Raw genomic sequence first — 15772 nt, 5'->3', positions numbered from 1 at the left:
CAGGCAAGCGTTCCAGCACCGCCCGATCGTCATGCCCCGAACCGGGAAGGCCGCGCCCGTGCGCGGCCTTTTCGCTGTGACAGCGCGCGCACGGCAGCAAGAATGCCGCCCGGACTGTCGCATCGGCGCAAAAAAATGCGGAGAAACTGGTCACGCTGTGACATTTTTCCTAATCTGTTTGCAGCGACGCCGAGATTTGGCGTTCCGGTCGCGACACTCTTTCATATGGCGCACCACCGGCTTACGAACATGCTTCACGTCGTGCGTGCCGGGCCTTTCGCGCCATGCCGGCCGGATACGGGCGTGCCGGACGCACGCCCCACGCGTTCAACGCAGTCAACCGCTGGAGACGAACGATGAGCAAAACGAACCGATTTGCGGTCCTGGCAACCTTCGTGCTGCTGGCCGGCTGCCACCATGCGGCGAAGACGCCCGAGAATGCCGGCACGGCGCCGACACCCTCGAGCGAAGCCGTCGCAACGGTGACGGCCGACGATCTCGATAATCCGAACAGCCCGCTCGCGAAGCGCAGCATCTACTTCGATTTCGACCAGTACTCCGTCAAGCCCGAATTCCAGTCGCTGCTGCAGGCGCATGCCGACTATCTGCGCAGCCATCCGGCGCGGCACGTGCTGATCCAGGGCAACACCGACGAACGCGGCACGTCCGAATACAACCTCGCGCTCGGCCAACGCCGTTCGCAGGCCGTGATGAGCGGGCTCGAAACGCTCGGCGTGCCGGCCACGCAACTCGAGGCGGTGAGCCTCGGCAAGGAAAAGCCGGTCGCGCTCGGCCACGACGAGGATTCGTGGGCGCAGAATCGCCGCGCCGATCTCATCTATCGTTGATCGCGGGGCACCGCGACGGCGGCGGCTTCCGCTTCAGGAACAGCACGGCAGGCCGCAGAAGCGGCCGCGCGGTGCCGCCCGCTGCATGCTCGCGAGCAACGACACAGCGTCCGATGACGCGCCGCGCCGCGTTCAACGCCGGCGTGCGAGCCGCCGATGCAGCCAGTGCGACAGCACGGCCGACGTCACGATCGCATCGAGCGTGGCGATCGCGTTGATGTCGCCGACCTTGTCGGATTTCAGCAGGTAGGCCACGAGTTCGACGAAGCCGATCATCGCGCCTGCCCCGACGATCATCCCCAGCAGCACGAACCAGCGCCGCCGGATCCGCGTGCCGATGGCGCCCATGATGCCGCCCGCCACGGCCGCCGGCACGAAATAGCCGAACAGGAACGACGCGAAGAAGATCAGCGGCACCATGCCGGCGCTGACTTTCAGTACCTCCCACGACGGACCGTCGATCAACGACCACGCGATCAGCATCACGGCCGGCCAAGCGAGCGATGCGACCAGCGGGCCGCCGACGGCAAACGACATGCAGCCGAACACGACAGGATTGGACAGACGCGACGGCGGACGTTCTGCGGTAGCACTCATGTTTTTGTAGTCGGAATCGGAATGGCGGCCGCCGGAGTGTACCAAGGCACGGCAAGATGCATCCGGTCTGCCCCCCCGTCCCGGGCCACGATACGCAATATGCATGGAATAAACCGCCCGCCCGAAACGTTTCATGTTCCGTCAGCACGCAGACGCGCGGTTCAAGCGAACCGGCCTTTCCAGCGTCCCGCGCGCGGCAAGGAGGCGGACATGAAATCGGCAAGGTGGACCGCGGCGCTGATCGCCGCGCTGGTGCTCGTGCTGTCGGCGGGATGCATGTCGTCGGGGAGCGGCCCTGCGCAGGGACCGGGCATGAGCCGGTATGGCGGTGGCGGCTCGGGAGGCAGCGGAGGCGGAGGCGGCAGCGGCTACTGAAGCGCCGCCGAAAAAATCGGACGACGCGTCGCGCGCGAGCGCCGGAAACCGGCTGACTCGCGCGCGACGCCCCGCCCTGCGGCACGACTTAACGCATGGCCTTCACGTCGGCCGGCGTGACGCTCGCGGGCTGGCCGCCCCACGTCGCACGCAGGTAGTTCGCGAGCTGCGCGAGTTCGTCGTCGCTCAGCGTGTGCGCGAAACCGGGCATCGGCTGCAGGTTCTCGAACCCGGCAAACTTCTGCTCGCCGATGCCGTCGAGCATCGCGACCAGCAGGTTGCGCGGATCGCCCTGACGCACCGTCGAATTGCCTTTCATCGGCACCGCCACGTGCGGCTTGCCTTCACCGTTGAAGCCGTGACAGCCCGCGCAGACCGCGAGATACACCGAGCGGCCGGCCGCGAGCTGCGCGGCGTCGGCCGACACCGGCTTCACCGGTTGCGGCGCGGGCGGCGTATCGCCGAGCAGGTACACGGACAGCGCGCGCAGGTCGTCCTTCGTCATGGTCTGGGTGCTCAGGTGCACGACCGGGTACATCTCGCCGAACGCCGAGCCTTGCGGCGCGATGCCGACGCCGAAGAACGTCTGCAGGTCGGCGCCCGTCCAGCCGCGCGCGGCGAGGCCGGCCGGCGTGATGTCGGGCGCGGCCACGCGGCCGAGCGCGGCGCCGGCGAACGGCTTCGCGCTGTCGAGCTGGCCCGTGAACGCGCGCGGCGTATGGCATTCCGCGCAGTGGCCGAGCGCACCCGCCAGATAGCGGCCGCGCTGCCAGTCGGCGGACTGGCCGGTCGATGCATCGGGCAGGCTGTCCTTCAGGAACACCATGTCCCAGAAGACCATCCCGAAACGCAGGTTGTACGGGAACTTCAGCTCGTGCTCGCGGTTTTCCAGCGCGACCGGCTTGACGGTCTTCAGGTACGCGTACATCGCGTCGGAATCGGCGCGCGTGAGCTGACGGTACGACGTGTACGGCATCGACGGATACAGGCGCTTGCCCGGCGCCTTGCCGTCATGCAGCGCGGCATAGAAATCGTCCGCGCTCCAGTTGCCGATCCCGTGATCCTTGTCGGGCGTGATGTTCGAGCCATAGAACGTGCCGAACGGCGATTCGAGGGGCGCGCCGCCGGCGAACGGTGCGCCGTCCTTCGCGGTGTGGCACGCCGCGCAGTCGGCAGCCTTGACGAGGTAGCGGCCGCGCGCGATCGGGTCGGCACCCGGCGCGCCGGAAGCCGCGTTCGAGGCCGGCGCGTCATGGCCGCCGCAGGCGGCGAGCAGCAGCGCGCAGGCGGCCGCGAGCGCGGGCAAGCCCGCAGCCCGCGCGACACGATGAGCGAATGTGCGTTTCATGCGGCGTCCTTCACGAGTCCCGGCGTCGTCAGCACCACGTCCTTGACGGCTTCGTAGTAGCGGACATAGCCCGTGCAGCGGCAGAGGTGCGCATCGAGCGCCTCGGTGATCGTGCGCTCGACGTCGGCCTTCGCGATCGGCTCGCGCTTCAGGCGTTCGACCAGCACGGTCGCCGCGTTGACGAAGCCCGGCGTGCAGTAGCCGCACTGGAAGCTGAAGTGCTCGAGGAACTTCTGCTGGATCGGCGACAGCTCGACCACTTCGCCCGCTTCGTTGCGCTTCGCGTGGCCTTCGATCGTGCGGATCGAGCGGCCGTGGAAGAAGTGCGCGCCGGTGATGCAGGTGCGCATTTCCTCGCTCGTGCCGTCCGGCTTGTCGACGATCACGACGCACGCGTGGCAGATGCCCTGCCCGCAGCCGAGCCGCGAACCGGTGAGGCCCGCGTATTCGTGCAGGAACTCGATCATCATCAGCCCTTCCGGCACCTGCATCGGGCCGACGGACTTGCCGTTGATATTGATCGACAGCGGTTTCGACTGGAACCGGACGAGCGGACGCTCGACGGCAGCCGGTGCCGATGCCGGTACAGCCGCGGCCGGCGCCGATGCCGGTGCGGCCGAAGCCGCGCTCGGCGCGGAAGCGCCGGTCGCAGCGGCGCTGGCGCTCGCGGCCGAAGCCGCGGTTTGGGCGGTCGTCATGCGAGCACCTCCTGAATCTTTTGCGGGGTCACCGGCAGGTCGGTGAAACGATGGCCGATCGCGTGCGCGATGCCGTTCACGATCGCGCCGACGACGGGAATCATCACCACTTCGGCGACGCCCTTCGGCGGATCGGTCTCGGACAGCGGCGGCAGCACGTCGCCCGTCTGCGTCCACACGGCGACGTCGGACGCGCGCGGCAGCTGGTAACGGTTGAAGTTCCACGTGCCGTTGCCGGGGCCGTCTTCATAGAGCGGCAGGTATTCGTGCAGCGCATGGCCGATCCCCATCGCGAGACCACCCTGCAACTGGCCCGACACGAGCTGCGGCGAAATCTGGTTGCCGCATTCCATGATCGAGTGGTGCGTGAGCAGCTCGACCTTGCCGGTCGCTTCGTGCACGGCCAGCTCGACCAGCGTGCCGACTGCCGTGTAGTACGTGACGGCCGCGTTGTTGCGGCTCGTCGGCGGGATGAACACGCGCTTGCGGTCCAGCACGCGGTAGCCGTTCGCGGTCGGCGCCAGCGTGCCGCGCATCGTGGTCGCGCCGGCCGGTGCGGCGGTGCCGGGCACCGGGCCGTTGTCGCCCGTCTTCGGCGCGCCGACACGCAGCGACAGCCCGTCGATCGGCAGGCGCTCGACCGTGCCGCCCACTTCGAACTCGGCGTCGGTCCACTGCCAGCGGTTGAACACGTGCACGACGGCGCCGGTCGGCAGGCCGAGCGCATGGGCCTGCTTCGCGAGCTGCTCGAACGACAGCGGCTCGAGGCCGTCGGCGGTCAGCTTGCCGTCGACCCAGCGCGCGTCCTCGATGCGGATCGTGTACGGCGCGGCCTGGCCGCCGCCGAGGCCGCGCGTCCAGATCGACATCGCCGCCGGCCACAGGCCGTAGCGGAACACCGCGCGCGCGGCTTCGCGCGTGCTGTGCGTGAAGTAGTACGCGGAGTTCGTCGCGCTCGACGGCGACGCATAGCTCGGCGACCAGCGCGGGTTCGCGCTCAGGCGATCCTGGTCGGCCTGCGACATGAGGTACGGATCGCCGCTGGTCTCGACCGGCAGGTCCGGCCATTCGGTCACGGCCACGCGCACGTCCGTTGCCGGACGGCCCAGCCATTTCGCGACCGCGACGGCCTGCGACGTCGACATCCCGGTGCCGATCTCGGCCGCCGTGTGCTGCAGCGACACCTTGCCGTTCTCGTCGAATTCGACCTTCGCGAACGACGCTTCCGCGCCCGTGCCGAAATCCTTCTGCACGCACGCGAAGCCGACGCCGTAGCGCTTGCCCGGATGCGCGGCCTCGTATTCGGCCTTGCGCGCGGCGCGGCGCGTCCACAGCGGATGCTGCTTCGAGCGCTCGAGCACCTCGTCGACGCGCAGCGCGCCGGCGGGAATCGCCCCCTGCGTGTTCTTCATCCCCGAGCGCAGCGCGTTGCGCAGGCGGAAATCGATCGGGTCGATGTTCAGCTGCGCGGCGATCTCGTCGACCGCCATCTCGGTCGCCGCCATGCTCTGCAGCGTGCCGTAGCCACGTGCCGAGCCGGCATCGATCGCGCGCGACGCGATCGCGACCGCGGCCAGGTCGCTCTTCGGGAAGTAATAGATCGATTGCGCGGCCGTCGCCCCCACCATCGCCACCGACGGCGAGAAGTTCGAGCGCCCGCCGCCGTTCGCCTCGAAGTCGCCCTTGAACGACTGCAGCAGGCCCGTGTTGCGGTCCACCGCGATCCGGTAGTGCATCTTGAACGCGTGCCGCTTCAGCGACGTCTGGAACTGCTCGTAGCGGTCGTTCGCGAAACGCACCGGGCGGCCGTCCGCGTACAGCGCGCAGACGAGGCCGTAGAACGGCACGTTGAAGTGATCCTTGGAGCCGTAGCCGACCGTGTAGCACGGATGCACGAACAGCTTCTTCACCGGGAAGCGGCACTTCGCGACCATCGCGGCCGCGTTCTCCGCCACTTCGAGCGGCGACTGGGTCGGCACGACGAGGTGCAGCGACTGCGTCGCGGTGTCGTACCAGCAGTTCGCGTTGTCCGGTTCGAGCGCGGACGTGTCGACCGACTGCGTGTTGTACTCGCGGTCGAACACGAGCCAGTCGGCCGACGGATGGTCGAGCTCGCTGGCGATCTGCCCGGCGAGGAACATGCCCTGCTCGTCGAGCTTGCCGTGCTCCTTGCCGTCCGGCCACACCGGCAGGTGCTTGCGCATCATGCTCGGGAAGATCGGCGCGTCCTTCAGGCTCGAATAGACGTCGTCGTCATAGGCCGTCTTGCCGCCCACGCGCACATAGCGGAAGGTGCCCCACGGATCGCGCTCGAGCGGGCCGGTGACCGCGCCGTAGCGGATCACGTCGTCGCGGAACTTGAGCGCGTTCTTCGCGAAGCGGAAGCGCGCGAAGTCGTGATAGATGAGGATCGCGACCGCATGGCCGAGATACGCGGGCGTCTTGCCGGCCGGCAGCAGCATGTCGTCGCCGTAGAACGTCGGGAACGCGACGCCGTCGCGCGCGAGATCGTCGGCCGTGACCACGCGGTCCGGCTTCAGGTCGTCGCCGAGCAGCGACAGGTCGAAGCCTTCGTAGGTGCGGTCGGCCTGCGTGACGCGCAGGATCAGCGCATGCGACTGCTGCTGCGGCCAGTGCGGCATGTCGGCGGCGCGCACGTCACGGGCGAACACTTTCGAGCCGGTGACCTTCGCGATGCCGTCGATGCGGAATTGGGGGATGCCGGTGACGCTATCCCATTTGACGGGGGTGAGGAGTTTTTCTTCGAAGAGCGCCGCGAATGCGCGGCTGCCCAGGGGCGCGACATACACCGCGACACCCGCCAGCACGCTGGCTTTCAGAAAACCCCGCCGTGACAGGCCGTGGTTTTTCATTGGGGGGGAACCTCCTGATGCGGCTCGGACGGCGATCGGGTGTCGCGACGTTCGGAGCGGCGCGCATTCTGGCATTGTTTTAGATATATCGCCTATAGTATTTCTCGCATGAAATACTTATTGAATTTCTTATAACGGTATTCAGCCGGGCTGCGGCAGCCGGTCGCGGGGGTTGATCCGACCGCGTCGCGTGCCGGGCTACGGCGGTTTCGATCGTGTCGACCGAGCCCGGCAGGTGCGCGCGCTGTGTACGGCGACCGGTCTCCTGCCGGTCGCCGAGCCGCGTTCCGTTCGCCACGATGCTGCCCCGGCGCCCACGAATGCGCAAGCCATTCGCGGGCGGGGTTAACGACTAATGGCCTGCGCAGCTAGCGGTGCCGCCCGTGTTTCATGGTAATGTCGTGCGCATCCGGCCTGGCCGGGCGCCCGCCATGTGCCGTGCGGGCGCCGCCAGCCATCGCGACATCACGCGACATCGTGTCGAGGTTAAAAACCATGGCAGTCAGGGCATCTCTCCTGCACTCCGTTCTCGCCACCCCCCCCTCCGGCAACCACCGTGTGACGGCCGCGCTGCGCCCGTCGATGCTCGTTACGCTGTTCGAAGACGTCCGACCGATGGCGCTCTCCGGGCTCGCGAGCGGCTTCGTCGCGGCCGTCGCGCTGATCCGGCTGCAGCAGCTGTGGTGCCTCGCGTGGCTGATCGCCGACGTAGGCCTCCTCATCACGCGGCTCTCGATCGCGCGCGCGTACACCGTTCAGCGCAACGCCGGCGACGACCGTGCCGAATACTGGGCGTTGCGCTATGCGCCCGTGTCGCTCGTCGCGTGCTTCGTGCTCGGCCTCGGCGTGATGGGCTGCGTGCAGGCCGTCGACGTCGAGCTCGGCACGCTGTCGGTGATGGTCGCGGGCGGCGTGTTCGGCGGAATCGCGTCGCGCAATTCGGCGCTGCCGCGGCTCGCGATGATGCAGGTCGCGCTCGGCGTGCTGCCGATCGGCGTCGGTGCGCTGCTGGCCCACCGGTCGGGCGCGTGGCTGCTGCTGCCGCCGCTCGCGATCTATCTCGCCGCGATGCGCACGGTCGTCCAGCGTCACTATCGCGTGCTCGTCGCGCTGATCGCCGCGCGCCAGCGCAACGCCGAACTCGTCGCGCGCTTCGACGCCGCGCTCACTTACATGCCGCACGGCCTGTGCATGATCGACGGCGAGCGCCGCGTGATCGTCGCGAACCGGCGCACCGCGCAACTGTTCGGCTCGCCGCGCGAAATCATGCTCGATACGCCGTTGCCCGCCGTCGTCGCGGCGCTCGGCGCGAACGACGCGACCGATCCCGGCGGCGCCATTCTCGCCGCGCAGTGCGAACTCTGGCTGGCCTGCGACGAACCCGCGCCGCTCGACGTCGTGCTCGCCGACGGCCGCCAGCTCGAACTGACGCGCCACCGCGTGCCCGACGGCAACGCGGTGATCATCGTCGAGGACGTCACCGCGCGGCGCCGGACCGAGCAGCACATCCGGCATCTCGCGCGGCACGATGCGCTGACGGGCTTGCCGAACCGTCATGAACTGCATGCCGAACTCAAGCGGATGCTCGCGCGCCGGCCGCGCGCGCCGGGCCCCGCGCTCGCCGTCATGTATCTCGACCTCGACGGCTTCAAGGCGATCAACGACCGGTTCGGCCATCAGGCCGGCGACGACGTGCTCACGCAGGTCGCCGTGCGGCTCGGCAAGACGCTGTCGTCCGGCGAGCTGGCGGCCCGCATCGGCGGCGACGAGTTCGTGGTCGCGATCGACGATACGACGATGCACACGTGCTCGCTCCTCGCCGCGCGCATCATCCGGCAGATCTCGGCGCCGTACACGCTGTCGATCGGCGAGACCGTGAGCCTCGGGATCAGCATCGGCATCGCGCTCGACGACGGGCACGGCTCTCCCGACGAACTGATCCGGCAGGCCGACAGCGCGCTGTACGACGCGAAGTCCGCAGGCAAGGGCATCTATCGTTTCTATTCGAGCGGCAGCAGCCGGGTCACGCCCGTGACCGCGAGCTGACCCGGCTGCACAAGCCCGCTTTCCCCCGCCTCCGCCTCCTCCCGACGATTCAATTCCGCAACGCTTTGCGTGGCCGCACGTGTCGTCGCGCGTTCGCGTGTCACGTGACGTGTTCCGTAACATCGCCGCCCGCCACCCGTCACGTTGGCTGCAGAAGCCGGCACGATCGACGCAGCGCAAGGCGTTTCAAGCCTGGCACTCTTATTGCTCCCTGTCAGGGAAACAGGTCGTCAGGGAGACCCAACATGAATACCGTCGAAGTCCTCAGCCGCAGCGAAACCATCGACGCACTGGACGTGATCGACGGCGAATCGCTGATCCGCCGGCTCGTGTCCGAAAGCCGCATGCCGGCCGCCCGCGAGGCCCGATGCGTCGACAATCCGCCGCTGACGCTGTACGGCGCATTTCGCCAGGGCATCGCCGATCACGGCGCACGCCGCGGGAATCCGTATCGCGCCGGCAGCCGTTTCTGGGCGCTGTGGGAAGAAGGACGTCTCGAAGCTGAAACATCGGGCCGGTAACGCGGCTGCGCGCGCCGGCCCTGTCTCGGCAAGGGGCCGGCGCGAAACATCCCGCCCGAATGCAGCCGGCCGACCTGCCGGCATGCGTTCATCGCTGCAACATCGCACGGGGTCTCGTGTATCGGCTGTGCAACGCGCCGTGCCCATGATCCATGCGCGTGCCGGTTGATGGCGTTCGGCGTTGCGCGCGTCGGGCCCGGCGCGCGTCGGGCCCGGCGCGCGGCGGTCGTTTCCCGATAAGATGGCGAATTCCGTTCATCGAACGATGCCGCCATGACCGCCTCTTCCTCGCACCGCAATCCCATCCACTGCGAAATCGATCTCGACGCACAAGGCAAGCACGCGGGCTACCTGCGGCTGCCGCATTCCGTCCACCGCTCGGCGTACGGCTGGCTGCCGATCCCGATCGCGTCGATCCGCAACGGCGACGGCCCCGTCGCGCTCGTGATGGCCGGCAATCACGGCGACGAGTACGAAGGCCAGATCATCGTGTCGCAACTGATGCGCGAGATCGAGCCCGAGATGGTCAGCGGGCAACTGATCCTGCTGCCGATGGCGAATTTCCCGGCGGCGGATGCCGGCCTGCGCGTGTCGCCGCTCGACGAAGGCAACCTGAACCGCAGTTTCCCCGGTGATCCGACCGGCACGCCGACGCAGATGATCGCCCACTACATCGAGCATGCGCTGCTGTCGCGCGCGGAGTATCTGGTCGACCTGCACTCGGGCGGCAGCTCGCTGCTGTACCAGGGCGGCAACATGCTCGCGATCGATCCGCTCGACGCCGACGAAGCGGCGAAGCTCAACGGGCTGCTGGTCGCGTTCGGGCTGCACAATGCGCTGCTGCATGCGCCGAATCCCGTGCATTCGGCGTCGGCCGCGCGCCGGCAGGGCGCGATCTCGATCGTGACCGAACTCGGCGGCGCGGGCATGGCCGATCCGTCGCTGATCCGGATGGGCCGCCACGGGCTGCTGCACTACCTCGGCCATATCGGCCTGCTGCGCGGCGCGCTCGTGCCCGATGCGCCGCCCACCGTCACGCGCTTCATGCGCGTCGACGGCGAGCGCCACTTCGTCTACGCATACGAGCGCGGGCTGTACGAGCCGCTCGTCGAACTCGGCGACCAGGTGAAGGCCGGGCAGCCGGCCGCGTGGGTGCATTTCCCCGATACGCCGCTGCGCGAGCCGGTGCTGCACCGCTTCAAGGGTGACGGCGAAGTGGTCTGCAAGCGCGTGCCCGCGCAGGTGCAGCGCGGCGATTGCCTGTTTCAGCTGGCGGAGTTGTCGGCGCCGCCGAGCATCGGCCAGACGGCCTAAATCCGGACCTCTCTCCTTTCCTTGCTGTCTGCCAGTCATGGCGGACGGCATGCGTTCGTCATTAACCAACTTGACAAATTAACTTACTTGGTTATGATCGCAGATGGAAAAGAGAACGCCTCATTGCAAGCTGCTGCGCGTGAAAGCGCTCGTCGAATCCGGCCAGGTCCGGCTAACGGCGAGCGCGGTACTCGGCGCCCGGCTATTGGGTTTCACGGAACGGGAGGCGCTCGGTGTCGTGCTGTCGCTGACCGATCTCGACTTCCACAAGAGTATGACGACGTACGCCGACCACACGATCTGGCAGGACGTCTACCGACCTTTCACGGTGCGCGGCGACGTGTACCTGAAACTGACGGTGATCGACGATGTGCTGATCGTGTCTTTCAAGGAGCGTTGAACATGAAGTGCCCTGCCTGCGGTGCCGCCAAGCTGGTCCGCGACACGCGAGACATCCCCTATACCTACAAGGGCCGGTCGACCGTCGTTCGCGATATCACCGGCGATTTCTGCCCGGCCTGCGGGGAATCGGTGCTGGATCTCGACGAGGCGACCCGTCTCGGCGAAGCAATCACCGAATTCAACAAGCAGGTGAACGCCACCCTCGTCGACCCGAAGTACATCGCGAAGGTGCGCAAGAAGCTGAAGCTGGATCAGCGCGAGGCGGCCGAGCTCTTCGGCGGCGGCGTCAACGCGTTCTCCCGTTACGAAACAGGCAAGACGAATCCGCCGCTTGCCCTCGTGAAATTGCTGAAGCTGCTGGATCGTCACCCCGATCTGCTCGCCGAAGTACGAGCGGCATAGGCGCTTGCGCTTCAGGATCGCGCATGCGTCCGGCACACGCCTCGACGCATGCGCGATCCCCCGTCACCCCACCCCACTCCCGCTGCAAGCCTTCTGACGCTTCCCGCGAAATCCTTATCGAAATTGCTTCGTTCGCCTTTGCCGGCCGCGCCGCTAACGTGTTCAAAACGGCGGCGGCCCGCCACCCGCATCCCAGCAGGACACGCACCGGCCGCCGCCATCACGACAACCGCGTCGCGATGACGGAACAGACCGGACGGGCCGCGTGCCCGCACCCCGCCAGGAACGTCCGCATCGCGCGCCCTTCGCGATGCCCATGGCCACGACCGACCGCATCATCGACACGACGCCGCTCGACGTCCGCGCGCAACCGCTGATCGACGCGCTGATCGACGAGTATTCGACCCGTTACCACGCCTATCGGCCCGACAGCCACGCGTCCGCCCGCGAAGAACTCGCACGCTACCCGGCCGAAGTGTTCGCGCCGCCCGAAGGCGCGTTCGTGCTGCTGCTGCGCGACGGCGAGACGATCGGCGGCGGCGCGTTCAAGCGCTACGACGCGCAGACCGCCGAGCTCAAACGCATCTGGACCCGCTCGGACCTGCGCCGCCAGGGCCTCGCCCGCGTCATCGTCGAGGCGCTCGAACTGCGCGCCGCGCAGCAAGGCTATCGCCGCATCTACCTGACCACCGGTTTTCGCCAGCCCGAAGCATGGGCGCTGTACGACCGCACCGGCTATACGCGGCTGTTCGATTCGTCGATCGACCCCGAAGCGTATTTCCACCTGCGGTTCGGCAAGGATCTCGCCGATCCGTCGCGCACGTCGACGCTGGCCGACCTGTGGGCGCCCGTGCCCGAACCGGTGCTGTCGCGCTGACCGCGACGGCCCCCCGCTTCCCTCCGATTTCCGCTTGCCACTCCAGGACGCTTTCATGCAACGAGCCGTACCGCTTTCTTCCCGTGCCGTGCGCACGCTGGCCGCCGCGCTGATCGGCCTGACCGCGTTTGCCGCAGCCGCGGCCGCCGCCACGTTCGACCTGAGCCCCGAGCAGCGCGGCCGCCCGCGCGGCGTGGCCGATGCGGCCGTCGAGCGCGCGGTGCCCGCGTCGTTCAAGTTCGCCGAACCCGGCACGCTGACGATCGGCGTTGCGCCGAGCCTGCCGCCGATCAGCTCGTATGCGACCGACGCGCGCACGGTGATCGGCTTCGACGCCGACGTCGGCCAGCTCGTGTCCGACAGCCTCGGCCGCAAGCTGAAGATCGTCGCGCTCGCGTGGGCCGACTGGCCGCTCGCCCTCGAATCCGGAAAAGTCGATGCGGTGATCTCGAACGTCACCGTCACCGAGGAGCGCAAGCAGAAGTTCGATTTCTCGACCTACCGCAAGGATCAGGTCGGCTTCTACGTGCGCAACGACAGCAAGATCCAGGCGATCCGCGAGCCGAAGGACGTCGCGGGGCTGCGCGTCGTGACCGACGCCGGCACCAACCAGGAAAAGATCCTGCTCGCGTGGGATCGCGAGAACGTCGCGCACGGGCTGAAACCCGTGCAGATCCAGTACTACGACGACCAGGCGATGCGCATCGTCGCCGTGCAGTCGGGCCGCGCCGATGCGGTGTTCAGCGTGAACTCGGTGCTCGCGTACCAGAGCGCGCAGCAAGGCAAGACGCGCCTCGTCGGCGCGATCAGCGGCGGCTGGCCGCGCACGGCCGACATCGCGATCGCGACGCGCCGCGGCAGCGGGCTCGCCGATCCGCTGACCGTCGCGCTGAACGGGCTGATCAAGAATGGCCGCTACCAGCAGGTGCTCGACCGCTGGAACCTCGCATCGGAAGCGATCGACCAGTCGCGCACGAATCCGCCGGGGCTGCCGAAGAGCTGAACGCCGCGCACGCTCACCGTCCCTTCACGCTCACGCAGGAACGCCGCCCACCATGTCTTATTCGCTTTCGTTGCTGGACAAGAGTCCGATCGCCGACGGCGCGAACGCCGCCGACGCGCTGCGCTTCACCACGACGCTCGCGCAGCGCGCCGAACAGCTCGGCTACGAGCGCTTCTGGGTCGCCGAACATCACGGCACGCCGGCCTTTGCAAGCTCGGCGCCGGAGATCGTCGTCGCGCACCTGCTCGCGCACACGTCGCGCATTCGCGTCGGCTCGGGCGGCGTGATGCTGCAGCACTACAGCCCGTTCAAGGTCGCCGAAACCTTCAAGGTGCTGGCCGCGCTCGCGCCGGGCCGCGTCGATCTCGGCATCGGCAAGGCGCCCGGCGGGTTGCCGCTGACCACGCGCGCGCTGCAGTGGTTCCACGACAAGGCACGCAAGCCGGACTTCGCGGGCCAGCTCGCGGAGCTCGACGCGTTTCTCGGCTGGGGCGTCGCCGAGGATCACCCGCTCGCCGGTGCCGTCGCGCTGCCCGTGCCGCCGCAGGCGCCCGAACGTATCCTGCTCGGCGGCTCGCCGGACAGCGGCGCGCTCGCCGCGCGCAACGGCTGGCGCTTCTGCTATGCGGGGCACTTCAACGGCGACGACGCGAACCTCGAACGCTCGCTCGACGCGTACCGCAGCGCGGGCGGCACCCGGCCGCTGGTTGCGCTGTACGCGGTGGCCGCGCCGACGCGCGACGCGGCCGAGCAGCTGATCGGGCCGCTGAAGATCTTCAAGCTGCAGTTCGCGGGCGGCCAGAGCTTCAATCTCGCCAGCGCGCAGGCGGCCGCCGAATTCGCGCGGCAGAGCGGCGCGTCCGACTACCGGATCGACGAGTTGCGCCCGACGGTGCTGGCCGATACGCCCGAGCGCGTCCACCGCGCGCTCGATGCATTGAGCCGGCGGCTCGACGTCGATGCGTTCGTGATCGATTCGCCGGTGACCGACTACGCGGCGCGGCTCGCATCGGCCGAATGGCTCGGCGGCGCGCTGTCGGCCACGCCGTTGCAGGCGGCCCTCGCGGCCGACCGCTCCCTTTCCCCTGACCAGAACGCGTGACGCTCCCATGACGACCCGACGATCGATTCCCTTCGGCCTGATGCTGCAAGGCGCAGGCAGCCACATGAATGCATGGCGGCACCCGAGCAACCCGCCGGACGCGAGCATCAACCTCGATTTCGCGATCGGCATCGCGCGCAAGGCGGAAGCCGCCGGCATCGCGTTCGCGTTCGTCGCCGACGGCCTGTACATCAACGAGAAGTCGATCCCGCACTTCCTGAACCGTTTCGAGCCGCTGACCGTGCTGTCGGCGCTCGCGGTCGCGACGAAGAAGATCGGGCTCGCGGGCACGATCTCGACGTCGTACAGCGAGCCGTTCACGGTCGCGCGCCAGCTCGCGTCGCTCGATGCGATCAGCGGCGGGCGCGCGGGCTGGAACGTCGTGACGACGCCGCTCGAAGGCACCGCGAAGAATTTCGGCAAGGCGCATCCCGATCACGAACTGCGCTACGAGATCGCCGACGAATACCTCGACGTCGTGCAGGGCCTGTGGGACAGCTGGGACGACGACGCCTTCGTGCGCGACCGCGCGACCGGCCGCTTCTTCGACCGCGACAAGCTCCACACGCTCGACCACCACGGCCGCTTCTTCCAGGTCGCGGGCCCGCTCAACATCCAGCGCTCGCCGCAGGGGCAGCCGGTGATCTTCCAGGCCGGTTCGTCGGACACCGGCATCGGCCTCGCGGGCAAGTATGCGGATGCGGTGTTCACGCATTCGCCGTCGCTCGACGAAACGGCCGCGTTCACGCGGCGCGTGAAGCAGAGCGCGATCGAGCACGGCCGGCAAGGCAGCGACGTGAAGATCTTCCCCGGCATCGGGCCGATCGTCGGCCGCACCGCGGCCGAGGCCGAGGACAAATACCAGGCGATCCGCAACCTGCTGACGATCGACGAGGCGCTCGCGTATCTCGGCCGCTATTTCGATCACCACGATTTCACGCAGTACGCGCTCGATGCGCCGTTCCCGGAGCTCGGCGAGCTCGGCCGCAACAGCTTCCGCTCGACCACCGACCGGATCAAGGCCGACGCGAAACAGAAAGGCCTGTCGCTGCGGGAGACGGCGCTGGCGGTCGCCACGCCGCGCCCGAACTTCATCGGCACGGCCGAGCATGTCGCCGACGAGTTGATCCGCTGGCACGACGCCGGTGCCGGCGACGGTTTCATCCTCGGCTTCGCGGTGCAGGCGCAGGGCGTCGAGGATTTCGTCGAACTCGTGATTCCGGTGCTCGAGGCACGCGGGCGCTACAGCCGCGACCTGCCCGGTGCGACGCTGCGCGACCACCTCGGGCTGCCGCGCAAGGCCAGCCGCCATGCGGCGCCCGGCGCGCCGCATGAAACGGCGGCCGAAGCGCACGCCTGACACCCG

General features: G+C 68.3%; 15 protein-coding genes. 11 read left to right on the top strand and 4 right to left on the bottom strand.

The window, feature by feature from the left end; genetic code table 11:
- Window positions 1-356: 356 nt before the first annotated feature.
- Window positions 357-848 (top strand): peptidoglycan-associated lipoprotein Pal, encoded by a 492-nt coding sequence (pal, locus tag G3N98_RS20475; RefSeq protein WP_206149062.1) that lies wholly within the window; start codon window positions 357-359, stop codon window positions 846-848.
- 132 nt (window positions 849-980) lie between these two features.
- Here the strand turns inward: pal and G3N98_RS20470 are convergent, their stop codons facing one another.
- A complete protein-coding gene (locus G3N98_RS20470) occupies window positions 981-1445 on the bottom strand; it encodes a hypothetical protein (RefSeq protein WP_089475665.1) in 465 nt (154 codons plus the stop codon).
- A 210-nt stretch (window positions 1446-1655) separates the two neighbouring features.
- Between G3N98_RS20470 and G3N98_RS20465 the strand changes: the two genes are divergently transcribed.
- Window positions 1656-1820, top strand: coding sequence for a hypothetical protein (locus tag G3N98_RS20465; RefSeq protein WP_175238483.1), 165 nt, complete (start codon window positions 1656-1658; stop codon window positions 1818-1820).
- Window positions 1821-1908: 88 nt separating this feature from the next.
- Here the strand turns inward: G3N98_RS20465 and G3N98_RS20460 are convergent, their stop codons facing one another.
- The 3 genes from G3N98_RS20460 to G3N98_RS20450 are packed head-to-tail and all read right to left on the bottom strand — an operon-like array spanning window position 1909 to window position 6739.
- The gene (locus G3N98_RS20460) at window positions 1909-3168 is read right to left on the bottom strand and encodes a cytochrome c (RefSeq protein ID WP_206149061.1); all 1260 of its coding nucleotides are present in this window, start codon (window positions 3166-3168) and stop codon (window positions 1909-1911) included.
- Entirely contained in the window at window positions 3165-3866 is a 702-nt protein-coding gene (locus G3N98_RS20455; RefSeq protein WP_206149060.1) for a (2Fe-2S)-binding protein, read from the bottom strand. Before G3N98_RS20455 ends, G3N98_RS20460 begins: the two co-directional genes overlap by 4 nt.
- Window positions 3863-6739: a molybdopterin cofactor-binding domain-containing protein gene (locus G3N98_RS20450; protein ID WP_206149059.1), complete on the bottom strand. Its 2877-nt coding sequence runs from the start codon at window positions 6737-6739 to the stop codon at window positions 3863-3865. The genes G3N98_RS20455 and G3N98_RS20450 overlap by 4 nt, the downstream gene beginning before the upstream one ends.
- Window positions 6740-7234: 495 nt before the next feature.
- Between G3N98_RS20450 and G3N98_RS20445 the strand changes: the two genes are divergently transcribed.
- The 9 genes from G3N98_RS20445 to G3N98_RS20405 all read left to right on the top strand — a co-directional run bounded on the left by G3N98_RS20445 (window position 7235) and on the right by G3N98_RS20405 (window position 15766).
- Window positions 7235-8785 carry a sensor domain-containing diguanylate cyclase gene (locus G3N98_RS20445; RefSeq protein ID WP_089427446.1) on the top strand — a complete coding sequence of 517 codons (1551 nt, stop codon included), beginning with the start codon at window positions 7235-7237 and terminating at the stop codon, window positions 8783-8785.
- Between the two features lie 245 nt (window positions 8786-9030).
- Complete coding sequence (locus G3N98_RS20440; protein WP_089427445.1) at window positions 9031-9306, top strand: hypothetical protein; 276 nt, start codon at window positions 9031-9033, stop codon at window positions 9304-9306.
- A 273-nt stretch (window positions 9307-9579) separates the two neighbouring features.
- Window positions 9580-10620 carry a succinylglutamate desuccinylase/aspartoacylase family protein gene (locus G3N98_RS20435; protein ID WP_089474920.1) on the top strand — a complete coding sequence of 347 codons (1041 nt, stop codon included), beginning with the start codon at window positions 9580-9582 and terminating at the stop codon, window positions 10618-10620.
- A 103-nt stretch (window positions 10621-10723) separates the two neighbouring features.
- Window positions 10724-11020, top strand: coding sequence for a type II toxin-antitoxin system MqsR family toxin (locus G3N98_RS20430; RefSeq protein WP_089427443.1), 297 nt, complete (start codon window positions 10724-10726; stop codon window positions 11018-11020).
- Window positions 11021-11022: 2 nt separating this feature from the next.
- A complete protein-coding gene (locus G3N98_RS20425; RefSeq protein WP_089442431.1) occupies window positions 11023-11424 on the top strand; it encodes a type II TA system antitoxin MqsA family protein in 402 nt (133 codons plus the stop codon).
- A gap of 316 nt (window positions 11425-11740) precedes the next feature.
- Entirely contained in the window at window positions 11741-12301 is a 561-nt protein-coding gene (locus G3N98_RS20420; protein ID WP_089474921.1) for a GNAT family N-acetyltransferase, read from the top strand.
- 55 nt (window positions 12302-12356) lie between these two features.
- A complete protein-coding gene (locus G3N98_RS20415; protein ID WP_089427440.1) occupies window positions 12357-13304 on the top strand; it encodes an ABC transporter substrate-binding protein in 948 nt (315 codons plus the stop codon).
- Between the two features lie 52 nt (window positions 13305-13356).
- Window positions 13357-14406 carry an LLM class flavin-dependent oxidoreductase gene (locus G3N98_RS20410; RefSeq protein WP_089496902.1) on the top strand — a complete coding sequence of 350 codons (1050 nt, stop codon included), beginning with the start codon at window positions 13357-13359 and terminating at the stop codon, window positions 14404-14406.
- 7 nt (window positions 14407-14413) lie between these two features.
- Window positions 14414-15766, top strand: coding sequence for an LLM class flavin-dependent oxidoreductase (locus G3N98_RS20405; RefSeq protein WP_089427438.1), 1353 nt, complete (start codon window positions 14414-14416; stop codon window positions 15764-15766).
- Window positions 15767-15772 lie beyond the last annotated feature (6 nt).

Source organism: Burkholderia sp. Tr-20390, assembly GCF_017104595.1.
Taxonomy (GTDB): Bacteria; Pseudomonadota; Gammaproteobacteria; order Burkholderiales; family Burkholderiaceae; genus Burkholderia.
The sequence above is the reverse complement of the archived record's forward strand: the minus strand, read 5'-3'. Positions and strand labels throughout refer to the sequence as shown.